At 65.4% G+C, this 17,919-nt stretch carries 14 protein-coding genes; 7 read left to right on the forward strand and 7 right to left on the reverse strand.

All coding sequences use genetic code 11. The annotated features are described in order from the left end of the window. Positions 1-660 (forward strand): GNAT family N-acetyltransferase, encoded by a 660-nt coding sequence (locus tag AC1MEM_RS04950; RefSeq protein ID WP_499475714.1) that lies wholly within the window; start codon positions 1-3, stop codon positions 658-660. Between the two features lie 131 nt (positions 661-791). Here AC1MEM_RS04950 and AC1MEM_RS04955 read toward each other — a convergent pair whose 3' ends face one another. After that, positions 792-1,304, reverse strand: coding sequence for an Lrp/AsnC family transcriptional regulator (locus AC1MEM_RS04955; RefSeq protein ID WP_499475715.1), 513 nt, complete (start codon positions 1,302-1,304; stop codon positions 792-794). A gap of 336 nt (positions 1,305-1,640) precedes the next feature. Here AC1MEM_RS04955 and AC1MEM_RS04960 point away from each other — a divergent pair, with 336 nt between their 5' ends. The 3 genes from AC1MEM_RS04960 (at position 1,641) to AC1MEM_RS04970 (ending at position 8,922) form a co-directional block, all read left to right on the forward strand. Further along, a complete protein-coding gene (locus AC1MEM_RS04960; protein ID WP_499475716.1) occupies positions 1,641-5,201 on the forward strand; it encodes an indolepyruvate ferredoxin oxidoreductase family protein in 3,561 nt (1,186 codons plus the stop codon). Between the two features lie 167 nt (positions 5,202-5,368). After that, positions 5,369-6,931 carry a S41 family peptidase gene (locus AC1MEM_RS04965; RefSeq protein ID WP_499475718.1) on the forward strand — a complete coding sequence of 521 codons (1,563 nt, stop codon included), beginning with the start codon at positions 5,369-5,371 and terminating at the stop codon, positions 6,929-6,931. Between the two features lie 230 nt (positions 6,932-7,161). Further along, positions 7,162-8,922, forward strand: a complete 1,761-nt coding sequence (locus AC1MEM_RS04970; RefSeq protein WP_499475719.1) for a M14 family metallopeptidase — start codon at positions 7,162-7,164, stop codon at positions 8,920-8,922. A 268-nt stretch (positions 8,923-9,190) separates the two neighbouring features. Here the strand turns inward: AC1MEM_RS04970 and AC1MEM_RS04975 are convergent, their stop codons facing one another. Further along, positions 9,191-9,943 carry a LytR/AlgR family response regulator transcription factor gene (locus tag AC1MEM_RS04975; RefSeq protein ID WP_499475720.1) on the reverse strand — a complete coding sequence of 251 codons (753 nt, stop codon included), beginning with the start codon at positions 9,941-9,943 and terminating at the stop codon, positions 9,191-9,193. 5 nt (positions 9,944-9,948) lie between these two features. Beyond that, the gene (locus tag AC1MEM_RS04980; RefSeq protein WP_499475721.1) at positions 9,949-11,055 is read right to left on the reverse strand and encodes a sensor histidine kinase; all 1,107 of its coding nucleotides are present in this window, start codon (positions 11,053-11,055) and stop codon (positions 9,949-9,951) included. 146 nt (positions 11,056-11,201) lie between these two features. Here AC1MEM_RS04980 and AC1MEM_RS04985 point away from each other — a divergent pair, with 146 nt between their 5' ends. Further along, entirely contained in the window at positions 11,202-13,307 is a 2,106-nt protein-coding gene (locus AC1MEM_RS04985; RefSeq protein WP_499475722.1) for a TonB-dependent receptor plug domain-containing protein, read from the forward strand. A 7-nt stretch (positions 13,308-13,314) separates the two neighbouring features. Here AC1MEM_RS04985 and AC1MEM_RS04990 read toward each other — a convergent pair whose 3' ends face one another. Beyond that, on the reverse strand, positions 13,315-13,836 hold the full coding sequence (locus tag AC1MEM_RS04990; RefSeq protein ID WP_499475723.1) for a histidine phosphatase family protein: 522 nt from the start codon (positions 13,834-13,836) through the stop codon (positions 13,315-13,317). A gap of 104 nt (positions 13,837-13,940) precedes the next feature. Between AC1MEM_RS04990 and AC1MEM_RS04995 the strand changes: the two genes are divergently transcribed. After that, positions 13,941-14,450, forward strand: a complete 510-nt coding sequence (locus AC1MEM_RS04995; RefSeq protein ID WP_499475724.1) for a GNAT family N-acetyltransferase — start codon at positions 13,941-13,943, stop codon at positions 14,448-14,450. A gap of 59 nt (positions 14,451-14,509) precedes the next feature. Here the strand turns inward: AC1MEM_RS04995 and ttcA are convergent, their stop codons facing one another. The 3 genes from ttcA to AC1MEM_RS05010 are packed head-to-tail and all read right to left on the reverse strand — an operon-like array spanning position 14,510 to position 16,661. Beyond that, positions 14,510-15,442 (reverse strand): tRNA 2-thiocytidine(32) synthetase TtcA, encoded by a 933-nt coding sequence (gene ttcA / locus AC1MEM_RS05000; RefSeq protein WP_499475726.1) that lies wholly within the window; start codon positions 15,440-15,442, stop codon positions 14,510-14,512. Beyond that, positions 15,439-15,837, reverse strand: coding sequence for a dihydroneopterin aldolase (locus AC1MEM_RS05005; protein ID WP_193688053.1), 399 nt, complete (start codon positions 15,835-15,837; stop codon positions 15,439-15,441). Before AC1MEM_RS05005 ends, ttcA begins: the two co-directional genes overlap by 4 nt. Positions 15,838-15,860: 23 nt before the next feature. Next, entirely contained in the window at positions 15,861-16,661 is an 801-nt protein-coding gene (locus tag AC1MEM_RS05010; RefSeq protein WP_499475727.1) for an SDR family oxidoreductase, read from the reverse strand. A 55-nt stretch (positions 16,662-16,716) separates the two neighbouring features. On the opposite strand from AC1MEM_RS05010, the gene AC1MEM_RS05015 reads away from it, so the two are divergent. After that, on the forward strand, positions 16,717-17,865 hold the full coding sequence (locus AC1MEM_RS05015; protein ID WP_499475728.1) for a class I SAM-dependent methyltransferase: 1,149 nt from the start codon (positions 16,717-16,719) through the stop codon (positions 17,863-17,865). The last annotated feature ends 54 nt before the right edge of the window (positions 17,866-17,919 follow it).

Below are 17,919 nucleotides of genomic sequence, written 5' to 3' on the forward strand. Positions count from 1 at the left end.
ATGCCTGACAATTCGCTACGCAACTGGTTGGCCAGCCTGGCCGGCACCAGCGCGCGCCCGTCGGTGCTGGTCAAGGCACTCGGCAAGCACGACCGCCGCCGCATGCTCAGGCATTTCCTGGCGCTGGATGAGGCCGACCGCCTGCTGCGCTTTGGCACCGTGCTGCCGGACGAGCAGATCCACGCCTATGTGGACAAGATCGATTTCAATCGCGACATCGTGTTCGGCGTGGTCAGCCGCGGGTTTCACCTGGTCGGCGTCGGCCACCTGGCCTTTTTGACGCCGCAGCCAGGCCGTGCCGGCACGACGGACAAGGAGCGCGTGGCCGAATTCGGCGTCTCGGTCTCGAAGTCGGCGCGCGGGCAGGGCGTCGGTTCGCGCCTGTTCGAGCGCGCCGCGATCCACTGCCGCAATAGCGATATCGACACCCTGTACATGCAGTGCCTGTCGAGCAACCGCACGATGATGCACATCGCGAAAAAGGCGGGTATGGAGATCAAGCGCGAATACGGCGAGGCCGACGCGTATCTGCACTTGCCGCCGCCGAGTCCCGGCAGCGTGATGCGCGAAGCGTGGGAAGAGCAGTTCGCGGCGATCGATTACACGGTGAAAGCCAACGCCCGCGCCGCGATGAAGTGGTTCATGCCCCGCAAACGGTGAGGTGGACGGTGTATGCCACCGTCAGTCCGGAGCGTCGACCGTAGGGTGGGCTCTCGAGCCCACGCGGATCAAGCACACCAATACCAGAACAGGCAACAGCCCCACGTAAGCATGCAAACGGGGGCCAACATTCAGCGTACCGTCTCCCCGATCGGCAAGGCCGTCGTCTCCTTGATCCTCTGCAGCGCAAAACTCGACTTCACATCCAGCACCGACGGATGACGCAATAAGGTCGCCATCATGAAACGCGAAAAATGGTCCATGTCCTCGACATGTACGCGCAGCAGGAAATCCATGTCTCCCGTCATCGCATAGCAGGCCACGACTTCCGGCCAGGCCGCCACCGCTTGGGCAAACTCGAAGCGCGGCGAGGTCGCCGGCACGCGCGAATTCGCCGGTCCCTCGCTGTGCTTTTCCAGACGCACATTCACATATGCCAGCAGCCCCAGGCCGATCTTGTCCGGGTCGACCAGCGCCACGTACTGGCGAATGACCCCGGCTTCCTCCAGGCGCTTGATGCGGCGCAGGCAGGGAGACGGCGACAGGTTCACGCGCTCGGCGACATCCTGGTTCGACAAGCGGCCGTCGGCCTGCAAGATCTCCAGGATCTTGCGGTCGGTTTTGTCCAATTCTACCTTTGACATAAATTTCCCCAGCGCTGAGCAGATCCGCAATTTTATTGCGCAACTGGCGAATTGGGGGGAATTGATTGGTATTTAATGCCGGGTCCACAAGACTATACTGTCCCGAATTACGGAGGAGACATCTCCGTCGCGGCGAACAAAAACAAACCATGCGCCGCACATATGAAGAGCGTGTGAAAAAATTGTCAGGGCAAGGCGCAGCGTCGACGACAGTACGTGAGTACGGCGAGACGATGCAACGCAGCCATGGCGATTTTTTCACGCGCTCGAAGGATGCATACCGATGCGGGGGACTCCCCGCATCGGTCGTGCACAACCCCCAACGGAGACAAGCCAATGAACGCACCCCTCGACCGCTCGCAGCTCGAGCCATCCCGTCCGGAGCACGAGATCACGCTCGACGACAAGTGGACGCTCGAGCGCGGCCGCGCCTTCATGACCGGCACCCAGGCCCTGATCCGCCTGCCGATGCTGCAGCGCGAGCGCGACGTCAAGGCGAGCCTGAACACCGCCGGCTACATCACCGGCTACCGCGGTTCGCCCGTCACCGCCGTCGACCAGACCGCGATGAAGGCGAAAAAACACCTCGAGGCGCACCACGTCAAATTTCACCCGGGCATGAACGAAGACCTGGCGGCGACCGCCGTCTGGGGCACCCAGCAAACGAATCTGTACAAGGACGCGAATTACGACGGCGTGTTCGCCATGTGGTACGGCAAGGGCCCGGGCGTCGACCGTTGCGGCGACGTGTTCAAACACGGCAACAACGCCGGCTCCGCGAAACACGGCGGCGTGCTGGTGCTGGCCGGCGACGACCATGCGGCGAAATCCTCGTCCACCGCGCACCAGTCGGACCACATCCTGACCGCCTGCGGCATCCCGGTACTCTACCCATCGTCGGTGCAGGAATACATCGATTTTGGATTGCACGCCTGGGCCATGAGCCGCTACACGGGCCTGTGGGTGTCGATGAAGTGCGTCACCGACATCATCGAATCGGGCGCCGTGGTCGACCTCGATCCGGACCGCGTCCAGATCACGCTGCCGACCGATGTCGAGCTGCCTGAAGGCGGCCTGAACATCCGCTGGCCGGACGCCGTGCTGGACCAGGAAGTCCGGATGAACAACTATAAATGGTACGCGGCGCTGGCCTATGCGCGTGCCAACAAACTCAATAAAATCATCTGGGACAGCCCGCAGCCGAAGATCGGCATCATCACCGCCGGCAAAAGCTATGTCGACACGCGCCAGGCGCTGGCCGACCTCGGCATCGACGAACAGGCGGCGCGCGACATCGGCCTGCGCCTGTATAAAGTCGGCATGACCTGGCCGCTCGAATCGGAAGGCGTGCACGAATTCGCGCGCGGCCTCGATGAAATCCTGGTCGTCGAAGAAAAGCGCCAGGTAATGGAATACGCGCTGAAGGAAGAGCTGTATAACCTGCCCGACGCAGAACGTCCGCGCGTGGTCGGCAAGTTCGACGACACCGGCGAATGGCACAATAAAAACGGCAGCGGCCACGGCGACTGGCTGCTGCCGGCGACCTATGAGCTGAATCCGGCGCAGATCGCGCGCGCCATTGCGTCGCGCATCTCGCACTACTGCGCCGGTCACCCGGTCGCCGAACGTGTGAAAGAACGCATCGCCTTTTTGGAAAACAAAGAGCTGGTGCTGAAAAACATCCCGGCCAAGGCGAACCCGGAAACCGACCGCATCCCCTACTTCTGCTCGGGCTGCCCGCACAACAGTTCGACCAAGGTGCCGGAAGGCTCGCGCGCGATGGCCGGCATCGGCTGCCACTACATGGTGCTGTGGATGGACCGCGAAACCTCGACGTTCACCCACATGGGCGCCGAAGGCACGACCTGGATCGGCCAGTCGCCATTCACCAGCGAAAAGCACGTGTTCGTGAACCTGGGCGACGGCACCTATTTCCACTCGGGCATCCTGGCGATCCGCGCGGCGGTGGCGGCCAGGGTGAACATCACCTACAAAATCCTGTACAACGATGCGGTCGCCATGACCGGCGGCCAGAACGTCGACGGTCCGCTCGATCCGGGCATGATCAGCCGCCAGATCGCGGCCGAAGGTGTGGGCCCGATCATCGTCGTCACCGACGAACCGGAAAAATACCCGAGCGATTACGCCTGGGCGGCCGGCGTCACCGTACGCCACCGTTCCGAACTGATGGACGTGCAAAAAGCGCTGCGCGAGATGCCGGGCGTGACGGCCGTGATCTACGACCAGACCTGTGCGTCGGAAAAGCGCCGCCGCCGGAAAAAAGGCGAATTCCCCGACCCTGCCAAACGCGCCGTCATCAACGAGGCCGTGTGCGAAGGCTGCGGCGACTGCTCGGTGCAGTCGAACTGCCTGTCGGTCGAGCCGCTGGAAACGGAACTGGGGCGCAAGCGCCAGATCAACCAGTCCTCGTGCAACAAGGATTTTTCGTGCGTCTCCGGCTTCTGCCCATCGTTCGTGACGGTGGAAGGCGGCGGCCTCAAAAAGCCAAAGAAAGCCGCTGTCGCCACCGACAATGCGCCGCCACCGCTTCCTGAACCGGTCGTGCCGCAGATCGATTCTCCGTTCGGCATCCTGGTGGCGGGCGTCGGCGGCACCGGTGTCGTCACCGTCGGCCAGATCCTGGCCGTCGCCGCCCACGTCGAGGGCAAAGGCGCGATCGTGCTCGACCAGAGCGGCCTGGCCCAGAAGGGCGGGCCGGTCATGTCGCACGTGCGAATCGCACAGCAGCAGTCCGACCTGCACTCGACCCGCGTCGGCACCGGCAGCGCCGACCTCGTGATCGGCTGCGACCAGATCGTCGTCGCCAGCCGCGATGCGCTCTCCCGCATGGGCGAAGGCCGCACCTGGGCCGCCGTCAACGGTACCGGCTCGACCACGGCGGCCTTCGTCAAGAACCCGGAATGGCAATTCCCGGCCGAAGGCTCGCGCGCCGCCATCCAGCTCGCCTGCGGTGCGGACAATGTGGATTTCGTCGACGCCGGCCAGATGGCGACGACCCTGATGGGCGACGCGATCGCGACCAATATGTTCATGCTCGGTTACGCCTTCCAGAAAGGCCGTGTGCCTTTGCGGGAAGCGTCCCTGATGAAGGCCATCGAACTCAATGGCGTCTCGGTGCCCTTCAACAAGGCCGCCTTCAACTGGGGCCGCAGCGCCGCCCACGACCTGGCAGCGGTGAAAAAACTGACGACGCCCGCCAGGGTGGTCGAGTTCAAGCGCGCCCAGACCCTGGATGAACTGGTCAAGCGCCGCATCGAACTCTTGAGCGCGTACCAGAACGCGGCGTATGCGGCCCAGTACAAATCGTTTGTGGACCAGGTCCGCGCCGAGGAAGCGAAGCTGGGACAATCCACGCGCCTGACCGAAGCCGTGGCCCGCTATTTCTACAAGCTGATGGCGTATAAAGACGAGTACGAAGTGGCGCGCCTGCACACCGATCCGGCGTTCAAGGAAAAGATCGCGAACATGTTCGAAGGCGACATCCGCATCAAGTACCATCTGGCGCCGCCGCTGCTGGCCAAACACGACAAGGAAGGCCGCGCGATCAAGCAGGAATATGGTTCGTGGATGATGGGGGCCTTCGGCGTGCTGGCGAAACTGAAGGGTTTGCGCGGCACTCCGTTCGACGTGTTCGGTTACAGCGCCGAGCGCAAGCTTGAACGCGCCCTGATTGGCCAGTATCGCGAGACCGTTTCGAACCTGCTGCCGAAGCTGTCGAACGAGAACCTGGCGCAGGCCGTGGCGATCGCCAGCATCCCGGAAGACATCCGCGGTTACGGCCATGTGAAGGAACGCCATCTCGCTTCGGCGAAGGCGAAGGAAGCCCAGCTGTTGTCGGCTTTCCACAACCCGGCAGGCATCACGCAGGCGGCCTGATCCCGGTACACGCCTTGCTACGCCAGGCCCGGCCCCGCCGGTCCTGGCGTTTTTGTTTTCTGAGAACCAAATATTTCTCAACAAAACCGAAAATACCGGCGCTGGGGACTTCTCAGACGGGGGCGCTTGTCTTAACCTTTCCTGTCGAATTCGCCTGATCACCCTCCATGATGACATCGCCTGCCAGCCACTCCGCTCGCCTGACCGCTTCGCTCCGCCTGATCTGCACCGGCCTCGCGGCCGCGTTGACGCTTGCAGCCTGCGGCGGCGGCGGAGGCGGTACCGGCACCCTCGGCAATCCCCCGGTGAGCACGCCGCCCACCACGGGCGTTCCGGATCCGGACATCGCAACCCTCGGCGATGCCTTCGATACCTACTGGAACATGTGCGCCAAACCGCGCACCGGCATCGACCCGTACACGGGCAAGGCCTACCCCGACAAGCAGGGCACGTTGCGCGACGAGCTTACTTTTCTCCGCGCCTGGTCGAGCCAGTACTACCTCTGGTACAACGAGATCCCGACCAATTTCCGGATGTCGGACTTCACCGATCCGGTCGACTACTTCGGCAAGCTGATGTCCCCGCGCGACAAGGACATGTACCACTTCACCTACCCGAGCGCCGAGTGGGACAAGCTGACCAATTCCGGCATCGAACTCGGTTATGGCGTGACCTGGAGCAGCAGCGGCCCGACCGCGCCGCGCACCTGGCAGGTGGCGATCGTCGAACCGGGTTCGCCGGCCGCCGCCGCCGGCCTGCTGCGCGGCGACGTGCTGGTCACGATCGACGGCGCCGACTTCGTCAACGGCAGCGACGCCGCAACGGTCGACCGGATCAACGCCGGCCTGTTCCCGGAGACCGCCGGCGCCTCGCACAGCTTCACGCTGAAACGGGGCACGGCGCCCATCGCGGTGACGATGCAGGCGCAGGAAGTGACGGCGCTGTCGGTGAAGTACACCAGGGTGATCGCCACCCCGAGCGGCAAGGTCGGCTACCTGAGCTTCGAGAACCACAACGCCGTGGCCGAGCGCCAGCTGATCGACTCGTTCACGACGCTGCAAGCGGCCGGCGTTACCGACCTGGTGCTGGACCTGCGCTACAACGGCGGCGGCCTGCTCAACATCGCCAGCGAACTCGCCTACATGATTGCCGGGCCGGTTACGGAGGGCCAGGTGTTCGAGCGCCTGCAGTACAACAGCAAGATCGAAGCGCAGCAAACGCCCCAGATCATCCGCTTCGAGTCGACCGCCCACGGCTTCGACGCCGGCGCCGGCACGGTCAAGGAGGGCACGCCGCTGCCGACCCTGGGCCTGCGCCGCGTCACCGTGCTGACCACCTCCGGCACCTGCTCGGCCAGCGAAGCGGTGATCAACGGCCTGCGCGGGGTTGATATCGAAGTGAACGTGATCGGCGCCACGACCTGCGGCAAGCCCTACGGCTTCACGCCGGTGCCGAACTGCGGCACGACCTATTTCTCGGTCGAGTTCCAGGGCGTGAACGCGAAGGGCTTCGGCGACTACGCCAACGGCATCGCGCCGACCTGCTCGGTGGCCGACGACCTGGCGCATGACCTGGGCGACGCCAACGAAGCGCTGCTGGCGGCTGCACTGAGCTATCGCACGACCGGCGCCTGCCCGGCCCGCACCTCCGCCCAGGCGATGGCGATCGCCGCGCCGGTCCAGGTGCGTCCGATGGCCGCGCGGATCGCCGTCTTCAACAGGCCGCGCTGACCGGCAGCGCAGCGCAGCGAAAAGAGCGCCACCTTCGGGTGGCGTTTTTTTTTGGAGAGCTGGGGTCAGGTCTGACATTCAGACTCCCGCCTTGGCGCGAGCTCTGCCTTATCCGGCCGGGCATCGTTGAGGCCGTGTCTAAATGTCAGACCTGACCCCAGGTTTTTTAGGTCCAAACCCGACTATAATTTTCCGCTTTGCCCCTCTTGAAACCTGCCGGAGCTTTCCCGATGATTCGTTCTGCGTTACTGCTTGCGCTGCTTGCCGCCTCGCCCCTGTCCCATGCCGCTCCCGACCTGACGACGGTCTCGGAGCGCTCCGGCTTCCAGTCCACCGGCCGCTATGACGAAGTGGTCAAGCTGTGCGCAGCCTTCGCCCACGCTTATCCGAAGCAGGTCAAATGCATCGAATTCGGCCGCACGCCGGAAGACCGGCCGATGCTGGCGCTGGTCGCAACCGGCAGCGGGGCGTTCACGCCGCAGGCAGCTTTGAAAAAGGGCTTGCCGGTGACCCTGATCCAGGGCGGCATCCACGCCGGCGAAATCGACGGCAAGGATGCCGGCTTCCTGGCGCTGCGCGAAATCCTCGAAGGGCGCCTGGCCAAAGGGGTGCTGGACAAGCAGGTGCTGCTGTTCGTCCCTGTCTTCAACGTCGATGGCCACGAGCGCTTCCAGCAGTGGAACCGCCCGAACCAGCGCGGCCCGGTCGAAATGGGCTGGCGCACGACGGCCCAAAATTTTAATTTGAATCGCGACTACGTCAAGGCCGACGCGCCCGAGATGCAGGCCATGCTGGCGCTGGTGAACGCCTGGGACCCGCTGACCTATGTCGACCTGCACGTGACCGACGGCGCCAAGTTCCAGCACGACGTATCGATCCAGGTCGAGCCGGTGTACTCGGCCGATCCGGAATTCCGCAAGGCGGGCCGGGCGCTGCGCGAGAACGTCATCGCCGACATCACGAAACAGGGCTCGACGCCGCAGTCCTACTACATGTCGTTCGCGAAGACGGACGATCCGGAATCGGGCTTTGTCGATGGCGTGTCCGACCCGCGCTTCTCGACCGGCTACTTCCCGCTGCGTAACCGCATGGCGATGCTGGTCGAGACCCATTCGTGGAAGGATTACCCGACCCGCGTGCGCATCACCCACAACAGCGTGATCTCCGTGCTCGAGCAAGTGGCGCAACACGGCAAGGAGTGGCAGGTTGCCGCCGCTGCCGCGGACATGCGGGCAGCACGCCTGGCGGGAACGCCGGTGACGCTGAGTTATAAAACGACCGAGAAATCGAAGCTGGTGGACTTCAACGGCTATGCCTACACGCGTACGCCGTCCGATGTCTCGGGCATCCTGATGACGCGCTACGACGAAAGCAAGCCGCAGGTGTGGCGCGTGCCGCTGCGCGACGAAGTCGTGGCCGACCTCGAAGTGGCCGCGCCGCGCGCCGGCTACATCGTACCGGCGGCGCAGGCGGCGCTGGTGGCGGCGAAACTAAATCAGCACGGCATCGCCTTCCGCAAGCTGGTCAAGCCTCTGGATCGCGTCGACGTCGAAACCTTCCGTGCCGACAAAGCCACCTTTGGCGCCACCTCGTTCGAATCGCACCAGCGCCTGACGGTCGAGGGAAGCTGGAAGTCGGAGCCGCGCAGCGTCGGCAAGGGCGCATTGTTCGTGCCGATCGCCCAGCCGAAGGCGAGACTGGTGATGGCGATGCTCGAACCGCAGGCGCCGGACTCGCTGCTGGCCTGGGGCATGTTCAACAACGCCTTCGAGCGCAAGGAATACATGGAAGAGTATGTCGCCGAAGACGTCGCGCGCGAGCAGATGGCGGCCGACCCGGCCGTGGCCGCCGAATTCAAGCGCCGCGTCGAGAGCGATCCGGCCTTTGCGAAAAGCGCCCACGCCCGCCTCGAATTCTTCGCCCGCCGCCATGCGTCGTGGGACGAGCGTTTGAATTTGTACCCGGTGCTGCGCACGAACGTCGCGCCGTAAAGCCGGGCCGCGGCCGCAGGTGGTGGCGCCGCGTGGATGCGAACCGTGATCCGCGTGGGCATGCCCACCCTACGGTGCGCATCGGTATCCGTAATCACCTGCGGCCGCTGCGTAACGGTGATCCGCGTGGGCATGCCCACCCTGCGGTGCGCATCGGTATCCGTAATCACCTGCGGCAGTCGCGTAACGTAGGGTGGGCATGCCCACGCGGTCCACCCGCAGAGCAATCGAAACAACGATAAAAACCGTCACGCATGCGCGTGGCGGGTTACGCCCCCAGCATCTCCCGCACCGCCCCCACATACCGCTCGCTCACCGGCACCTGTTCTCCACCGCGCAGCCGCAGCAGATAACTCCCATCCCCCACCACGCTCAAGCCCAAGGCTTGCCCGCGCCGCACGATCGCACCCCGGTGCACGCGCACGAACTGCCCCGGATCCAGGTGCGCCTCCAGCCGGCTCAGTGGCAGCCGGTGCAGGGGCGACCCCGCCGCCGTGTGCAGCGCCACGTAATTCCCCTGCGCCTCGAGCCAGAGTAGGTCCGCCACCTGCACCTGGTCGATCCGCCCGACCGAGCGCACGCTGATCTGTTCCAGGTATGCCGGTCCCGCGGCATACGCGTGCAGGGCCTTGCCGTAAGCGCCGCGCTGGCGCCCGGCCAGCAGCAGGGCCGCGCGTTCGACAGCTTGCGCCAGGCGCGCATCGTCCAGGGGTTTCAGCAGGTAGTCGAGCGCGTGCACCTCGAAGGCCTCGATCGCATGGACGCTGTGGGCGGTGACGAACACCACCAGCGGCGGTTCCGGCATGTGCCCCAGTTCGCGCGCGAGCAGCAGGCCCGATTCGCGCGGCATCTGGATGTCGAGGAACAGCAGGTCGATCCGGTTTGATGCCAGCGCATCGCGCGCGCGCGCGGCGCTGTCGGCCTCGAAGGCAAGACGCCAGCCAGGATGCGCTTCCATCGCCAGGCGCAAATTGGTGCGGCCCGGCTCTTCGTCGTCGACGATCGCGTAGCGGATGCCCATGCGCGTCAATCCCGCAGCGCCAGCGGCAGGCTGATCTCGGCCACGAAGTGTTCGCCCAGCCGTTCGGTACGCAACGACGCGCGCGGGTCGGCCAGCGCCAGGCGCGCCCGGGTATTCGACAGGCCCAGGCCGGTGCCGGGGTTCGGCGAGGCCCAGGCGCTGACCGGATTCATCACGCGGATCAGGAGCTCGTCGGCCGTGCGCTCGAAGGACAGGCGGATGTCGCCCTGGCCGTCGTGGCAGTCGAGGTCATGGCGCAGCGCGTTCTCGATCAGCGGCTGCAGCAGCAGGGGCGGGCATTCGCCGCGCCGTACGTCCTCGTCGTCGCCGTCGATGCGGATGCGCAGGCGCTCGCCATAGCGCAGGCGTTGCAGGGCAAGGTAGTCGCGCACGAAGCCAAGCTCCTCGGCGATGGTCGCGTGCTCGCGCTGGGTGGCGGACAAGGCATAGCGCAGCAGGTCGGACAGGCGGCCGATGCCGGCCAGCGCATCGGCCTTGTCGCCGCCGCGCACCAGGGCGCTGATCGCGTTCAGGGCATTGAAAATGAAATGCGGTTCGAGCTGGGCGCGCAGGGCCTGCATGCGCTGCTGTTCGAGCGCCAGGTGCAGGTTCAGGTTTTCGGCCTGGGCCTTGATGAACGCTTCGCTGCGGGCGCGTGCTTCGCGGTGGTTGCCGATGGCGACCATGGCGATGAAGGTGCCGGTGGACCACGCGGTCTCGCTGAACCAGGTCATCTTGCCCATCTTCCCGAGTTCCGCCCAGCTCGAGGCCAGCGTGAGCGCCTCGCCGCGCAGCAGGATCTCGGCGCAGCCGACATAGAACCACTCGAGCGGCAGGAACAGCAGGGCCACCCCGGCATAGATGCGCAGCGTCGTACCGCGCTCGACGAACAGGGCGGGGCGCCGCAGCAGCGCCAGGCCCAGCGCGCTGCTGAGCGCCATGACTGGCACGTGCCCGACCCACCAACTGAGCAGGACCCCGGCATAGGTCGCCTCCCGGCCGTGATCGAGCCTGTCGATGTAGTTCCCGAGCGCGCCGGCGGCGCAGAGTGCGGTCCAGAAGGCGACGTGGTTGACGATCGTGCGCGCGTTCTTGCGTTGTTGTTCGTTCATGGTGCGCCGAGTATAGCAGCGCCGGCAGCAGCAAAATTGCGGGGCGCCGGGCGCTCGTCACGCCTTGGCGGCGTTTCGTCACAGGTGGCCGCCACATGCCATGCCAGCGTCTAGAATCGCGCACTCCACCGACTCGCCTGACCGCCATGAAGCGCCTGCCCTCCCTGCTGTTGCTGTTCCCCTTGCCGTACGCCGTCGCGCAGGAGGCGCCTGCCCCACAGGCGCCGGCACGCGTCGACGTCCGGGGCGCGGTGGGGCAGGCCGAGGCGGCGGCCGCGAAGCGGGTCGTCGCCCGCGCCGAGATCGCCGCTTACGGCGATGGCAACCTGGCCGATGTCCTCAAGCGCCAGGGCGGCATTTCGGTCGTCGGCAGCGAGGTGCGCATGCGCGGCCTCGGCACCGGCTACACGCAAATCCTGGTCGACGGCGAGCCGGTGCCGCAAGGTTTTACGATCGATTCGATCGCACCCGACATGGTCGAGCGCATCGAGATCGCGCGCAGTCCCACGGCCGACCGCAGCGCGCAGGCGGTCGCGGGCAGCATCAACATCGTCCTGCGCAAGCGCACTGGCGCGGGACGGCGCGAGGACAAGGTGTCAAGCGTTTACCAGCGCGGCCAGTGGAGCCCCTCGGTGGCGACCCAGGCCGGCGGCAAGCGCGGCACCCTGGCCTGGTCGGCAGGCGCCAGTTTTGATCGCAGCGTGCGCATCGACAGCGTGTCCACCGACGAGACGGCCGACAGCGCCGACACGCGGACCGCGACACGCCACTTTACCGAAGCAGGCCTGGCGCGCATCGATCGCCTCAACCTGAACCCGCGCCTGAACTGGACCTTCGAGGATGGCGACACGCTCAGCTGGCAAACCCTCGTCGGCCTGACGCGCGCCCACGGCGACAGCCGCGCGCTCGAGGAGACGCTGCTGGGCGAACCGACCGCGTATCCCGACAGTGTCGCGACCTCGGGTGCGCGCGCCGCCAGCCTGCGCAGCGATCTCGCCTGGTCGCACCGTTTCAAAGGCGCCGGCAAGCTGAGCGTGAAGGGCGTATTCGACACCAACCGGCGCCGCGGCGACTACCTGTTCCTCGGCACGCGGCCAGACGGCACGACCGGCCTGGCGCGCGCAGTCAAATCGGGCGCAGACGAGCATACGGCGAGCCTGAACGGCAAATACCTGGCGCCGCTGGGCGCCGCGCACAGCCTGGGACTGGGCTGGGATGCCAGCCGCACCACGCGCGGCGAACAGCGCAAGCAGTCCGATACCGTCGATGGCGTGCCAAACGCGGCCTTGCGCCTGCAGGACTACCGCGCGCGCGTCGAGCGCCTGGCGCTGTTCGCCCAGGACGAGTGGACGATCTCCGATGCCTTCGAAGGCTATGCGGGATTGCGCTGGGAAGGCCTGCGCACCGCGACCGACGGCGCCGACCTGGCGCGCGTGGCGACCACCAGCAGCGTACCCAGCCCGATCCTGCAGCTACTGTGGAAGCTGCCCGAAAAGAACCAGCTGCGCCTGGCGCTGGCGCGCACGTATAAAGCGCCGCTGACGCGCGACCTGGTCCCGCGCCGCTACACGGTCAACAACAACAACGGCCCGGCCAATCCCGACGTCGAGGGCAACCCGGCCTTGCGCCCGGAACTCACTTGGGGCCTCGACCTCGCCTGGGAGCGCCCGCTCGGCAAGGATGGCTCGGCCACGCTGTCCGGCTACGCGAAACGCGTGAGCGACGTGACGGTCCAGCAGCTGTACCGCGACGGCAGCAGCTGGGTGTCACGTCCGGTCAACAATGGCGACGCGGACCTGGCCGGCATCGAGGCCGACCTGAAGTCGCCCGTCAGGCTGGCCGGCATGGCTGTCGAGGTACGCCTGAATATGGGCCGCAACTGGTCGCGCGTGCGCAAGGTCCCGGGGCCCGGCAACACCCTCGCCGAGCAGGTGCCGTTCACGGCGAACGCCGGCATCGACTACCGCAGTGGCAGCTGGGACGCGGGTGCGAATGTCAATGTGCGCGGCAGTGCGGCCAGCCGCTCGATCGATGGCGTCACGACTTATCTCGGCAGGACGGCGCTGCTCGACCTGTACTGGACGCGCAAGCTCGGTGCGCAATGGCGCGCCCGCGTGAGCGTCGCCAATGCCTTGGGACAGGACCGGCACACAGGGACGCTTTACCGCGACGCCGACGGCAGCGCGGTCACCCGCATGCTGACCTGGGAAGGCATGGCCAGCGTCCGCATCGGCCTCGAGCGCGTTTTGTAGGCGCGGCTCAGGGCGCGGCGCCGGTGGCCGGCAGCGAGGTGAGCAGCACGGTGGCGACGCCGCCGCCGGCGCCGGGCACCAGCTGGTACAGGCGGTCGTATTCATTGTCGGCGATGTCCGCCCCGGGCTGGCCGCCGAACAGGCGCACCAGTTCGGACAGCGTATTCGAGTGGCCGACAACCAGCACCGCGCCGTTCAGGGTGTTGACTTTCGCGACCAGCGCCTGCGGCGTCTTCGGATCGTAGGACGCTACTTGCACACCGCTTGCCTGCGCCAGCGGCTGCGCGGTCTGGCGCGTGCGCTTCGTCGGCGTGCTGAACACATGCGCAATGCCGGCCTTGCCCAGGATGGTCGCGAGGTTCTGCGCGCGCTGCCGGCCTTGCGCGCTCAAGTCCGGGTCCTGGCCCACGGCTTCCTTCTCGCCGTGGCGCACCAGGTAGATCACCGACGGCTCGGCCATGGCGGTGCCGGGCGCCAGCAGGGCGCAGAGGAGGATGCAGGCGCCCGACAGGCGCGTGAACAGGGGCATGAAGTCTCCATGATCGAATAAGGTGAGCACTGCATGAACTTACCATAATCGATGCTATTCTTTCTGGCAACAAAACGGCGCCAGCCGAGAGGAGAAAGCCCCCGATGATCGTCCTGCAAACCGAAAGGCTGCGCCTGCGCCACATGGCACCGGGCGATGCCGGCTTCATGCTCGGCCTCCTCAACGACCCCGCCTGGCACCGTTTTATTGGCGACCGCGGCATCCGGACGGTTGACGCCGCGCGCGATTACATCCTGAACGGACCGATGGAAATGGTAGCGCGCCTCGGCTTCGGCTTTTATGTCGTCGAACTGAAGGAAGACGGCTGTCCGCTCGGCGTGTGCGGCCTGGCCAAGCGCGATTTCCTCGACGATGTCGATATCGGCTATGCCTTCCTGCCGCAGTACGGCGGCCAGGGCTATGCTTTGGAAGCAGCGCACGCCGTGCTGGCGCATGCGCGGGAACTCGGGCTGAAACGGATCGTCGCCACCGTCCGTCCCGACAACAGCGCCTCGATCCGCCTGCTTGAAAAACTCGGTCTGGGTTTCGAGCGCGCGATCCAGGCGCCGGACACGGCACGTGAGTTGCAGCTGTTCGGCATGGAGATCGACTGATGCAAGCAAAAAAAACGGCAGCGCACGCGCGCTGCCGTTTTCGATCAAGCTGGAGCGACCTACAGCTGCGTCAACGAAATCGTATTGGTCGCCGGCGTCGAGCACGGCTCCTCATCGAAAGCAATATCCCCGAGCGGATTGGCCACGCCGTCCGTTTTCAGGTCCATGAACCCGAACAGGTTGCGGTCTTGCAGGTGCGAGGGCACGACCGTCGACAGCGACGAGAAGATGTTGTCCACGCGCCCAGGATGCGTCTTTTCCCAGCCGCGCAGCATCGCCTTGATCTGTTTCCTCTGCAGGTTTTCCTGCGAGCCGCACAGGTCGCACGGAATGATCGGGAAGTTTTTCACCTCCGCATAGCGCTCGGTATCGGCTTCTTTGACATAAGCCAGCGGGCGGATCACCATGTGCTTGCCGTCGTCCGACACCAGTTTCGCCGGCATGCCTTTGAGTTTTCCGCCGAAGAACATGTTCAGGAAGAAGGTCTCGAGAATGTCGTCGCGGTGGTGGCCGAGGGCGATCTTGTTGCAGCCGAGTTCATCGGCAACGCGGTACAGGATGCCGCGGCGCAGGCGCGAGCACAGCGAGCAGGTGGTCTTGCCTTCCGGGATCAGGCGCTTGACGATGCTGTAGGTGTCCTGGTTTTCGATGTGGTAATCGACACCGAGTTTATCCAGGTAGGCCGGCAGCACCTCGGGCGGGAAATTCGGCTGCTTCTGGTCGAGGTTGACGGCGACGATATCGAAGTGAATCGGCGCGCGCTCGCGCAGCGTCATGAGGATGTCGAGCAGGGCGTAGCTGTCCTTGCCGCCGGACAGGCAGACCATCACCTTGTCGCCGTCTTCGATCATGTTGAAATCGCCGATCGCCTGGCCGACCAGGCGGCACAGGCGTTTGTGCAGCTTGTTGTTCTCGTACGCGATTTTTTCGCGTTTCTTCGCTTCGGCAGCCTCGTCAGTCACCAGCGCTTCATTCAACACCGCGGCATTCATGCTTCTTCCTTAATTTGAAACACTTCCACGCCGACGCCTTCGCAGTCGGGATACACGTCCGGCTTCATGGTCGACACGCGCGCGGCGCGCACGCGGGGGTGGGCCAGCATGGCGCGCACGACGTCGTCGCAGAGCGTCTCTTGCAGGTGCACGTGGCCTTGCGCCATACGCTGGGCGATGGTCTCGCGCATGAAGTCGTAGTCGACGACCTCGTCGAGCTGGTCGGCGGTCGGGGTCGACTCGGCCAGCGGGATATATAAATCGACGTTGATCAGGACGCGCTGCTCGCCCTTCTTCTCGAAGTCGTGCACGCCGATGTTGATCATCACTTCGTAATTGCGCAGGAACAGCCGGCGGCAATCGCGCAAGCTCGGGTGGGTGAGGGCGGACAGCATAAGAAAAGGCCTTGTTAAGTTATTTATTTCGTAAGGAACATCACGTCGCGCGCCAGCGGCACCAGGTGCTGGCCGCCATCGACCACCAGCGTCGTGCCGGTGAGGGCGCGCGCCGATGCCGCGTAGACGACGGCGTCGGCAATGTCTTGCGGGGTCGAAGAGCGTTTCAGCGGCGTTTGCGTATGGGCTTGCGTAAAACCTTCTTCGCTCTGTTCGCCCGACACCAGCGTGATGCCGGGTGCGACGCCGACGATGCGCACGGTGGGCGCCAGCGCCTGCGCCAGCATTTTGGTGGCGGCGTCGAGCGCCGCTTTCGACAGCGTGTACGACAAAAAATCCGGGTTGAGATTGTACAGTTTCTGGTCGAGCAGGTTGATGACGACGGCCTGCGAATTTTCCGGCGTCGCCGCGTGCAGCGCTTGCGCCAGCAGCAGGGGCGCGGCCAGGTTGGTGCTCATATGCGCCGCGAGCAGGGCCGGCGAAAAGCTGGTGGCGCTGTCGTATTCGAACAACGAAGCGTTGTTGACGATGCAAGTCACCCGGCCCAGCGCCTCGGCCGCGCGGCCGGGCAGCAGGCGTACCGCCGCTTCGTCCGCCAGGTCGCAGGGCAGCAGGGCGGCGCGCCGGCCGAGGGCGCGAATCGCGTCCGCCGTCTCGATCGCTTCGCGTTCGGAATGGCGGTAGTGGACGGCGATGTCCCAGCCGGCGGCGGCCAGGCCAAGGGCGATGGCGCGGCCGAGGCGGCGTCCGGCGCCGGTCACAAGGGCGACCTGGGTTTGCCCGTGGGTGTGGCCGCCGCCGGCTGGAGGCATGATGTGCGTCATAGTCTTGGCAAGTGGTGAAATTGTTGATCCGTGCCGATCTGGCTACAATGCCGGGATGTCCATGCCCCTTCCCGACAGCGACGCGCTGGCCGCGTCCCACGCCCTGCAACAGGAAATTGCCGCCACCATCGAACAGGCCGGCGGCGCCATTCCCTTTTCGCGTTTCATGGAGCTGGCGCTGTATGCGCCCCGGCTCGGCTACTACAGCGGCGGCGCGGCCAAGCTGGGGGCCAGCGGCGATTTTACGACCGCGCCCGAGATCACGTCGCTGTTCGGGGCGGCGCTGGCGCGCGCGGCAGCCGCTATTATCGCCCAAAGCGCGCCCAACATCATCGAATTCGGCGCCGGCACCGGCAAGCTGGCGCGCGACGTGCTTACCGCCCTGCTTGATGCGGGCGTGCAGGTCGAGCGCTACACCATCATCGAACTGTCGGGAGAGTTGCGCGCGCGCCAGCAGGAAGCCTTAAAGGATTTTCCACAGGTGGAGTGGCGCGACGGTTTCCCCGAGTCGTTCAATGGCGTGGTCCTGGCCAACGAGGTGCTGGATGCCATGCCGGTCGAGCTGGTGCTGAAAACGGCAGATGGCTGGCGCCGCCAGATGGTGACGGTCGAGGACGGGCGCTTCGCCTACGTGCAGGCGGACCTCGACGCCGCGCTGGCCGCCCAGCTGGCGCGCCAGGTTCCCGATGCCCACTTGCTGCCCGAGGGCTATCTGACCGAACTGCACCCGGTCGCCTGCGGCTTCATGGGCTCGCTGGCCAGCATGTTCGCGGACGGCAAGGGCGCCGCCATCCTGCTTGATTACGGCTTCCCGGCGCACGAATTCTATGTCGACCAGCGCAGTGGCGGCACCCTGATGTGCCATTACCGCCACCATTCGCACCCGGAACCCTTCTTCCTGCCGGGTTTACAAGACATCACGGCCCACGTCGATTTCACGGCGATGGCGCTGGCGGCGCAGGATGCAGGGCTGCCGGTGCTGGCGTACACGAACCAGTCCGGTTTCCTGCTCGCCTGCGGCATCGCTGACCTGCTATTACGTACGGATCCCGACGATGCCGTGCGTTATTTGCCACAGTCGAAAGCGGTGCACAAACTCGTGGCGCCGAGCGAAATGGGAGAATTGTTCAAGGTACTGGTTGTCGGCAAGGGGGTAGAACTGCCGGATGCAATCGTGCGGGCCGATCGCAGCCGCCGTCTCTAGAATGATGGCAACTTGCGCTGGGGATACAAACCCGGCTATTCTGTACCGGTTGGA

The organism is Telluria sp. AIW5 (assembly GCF_056680575.1).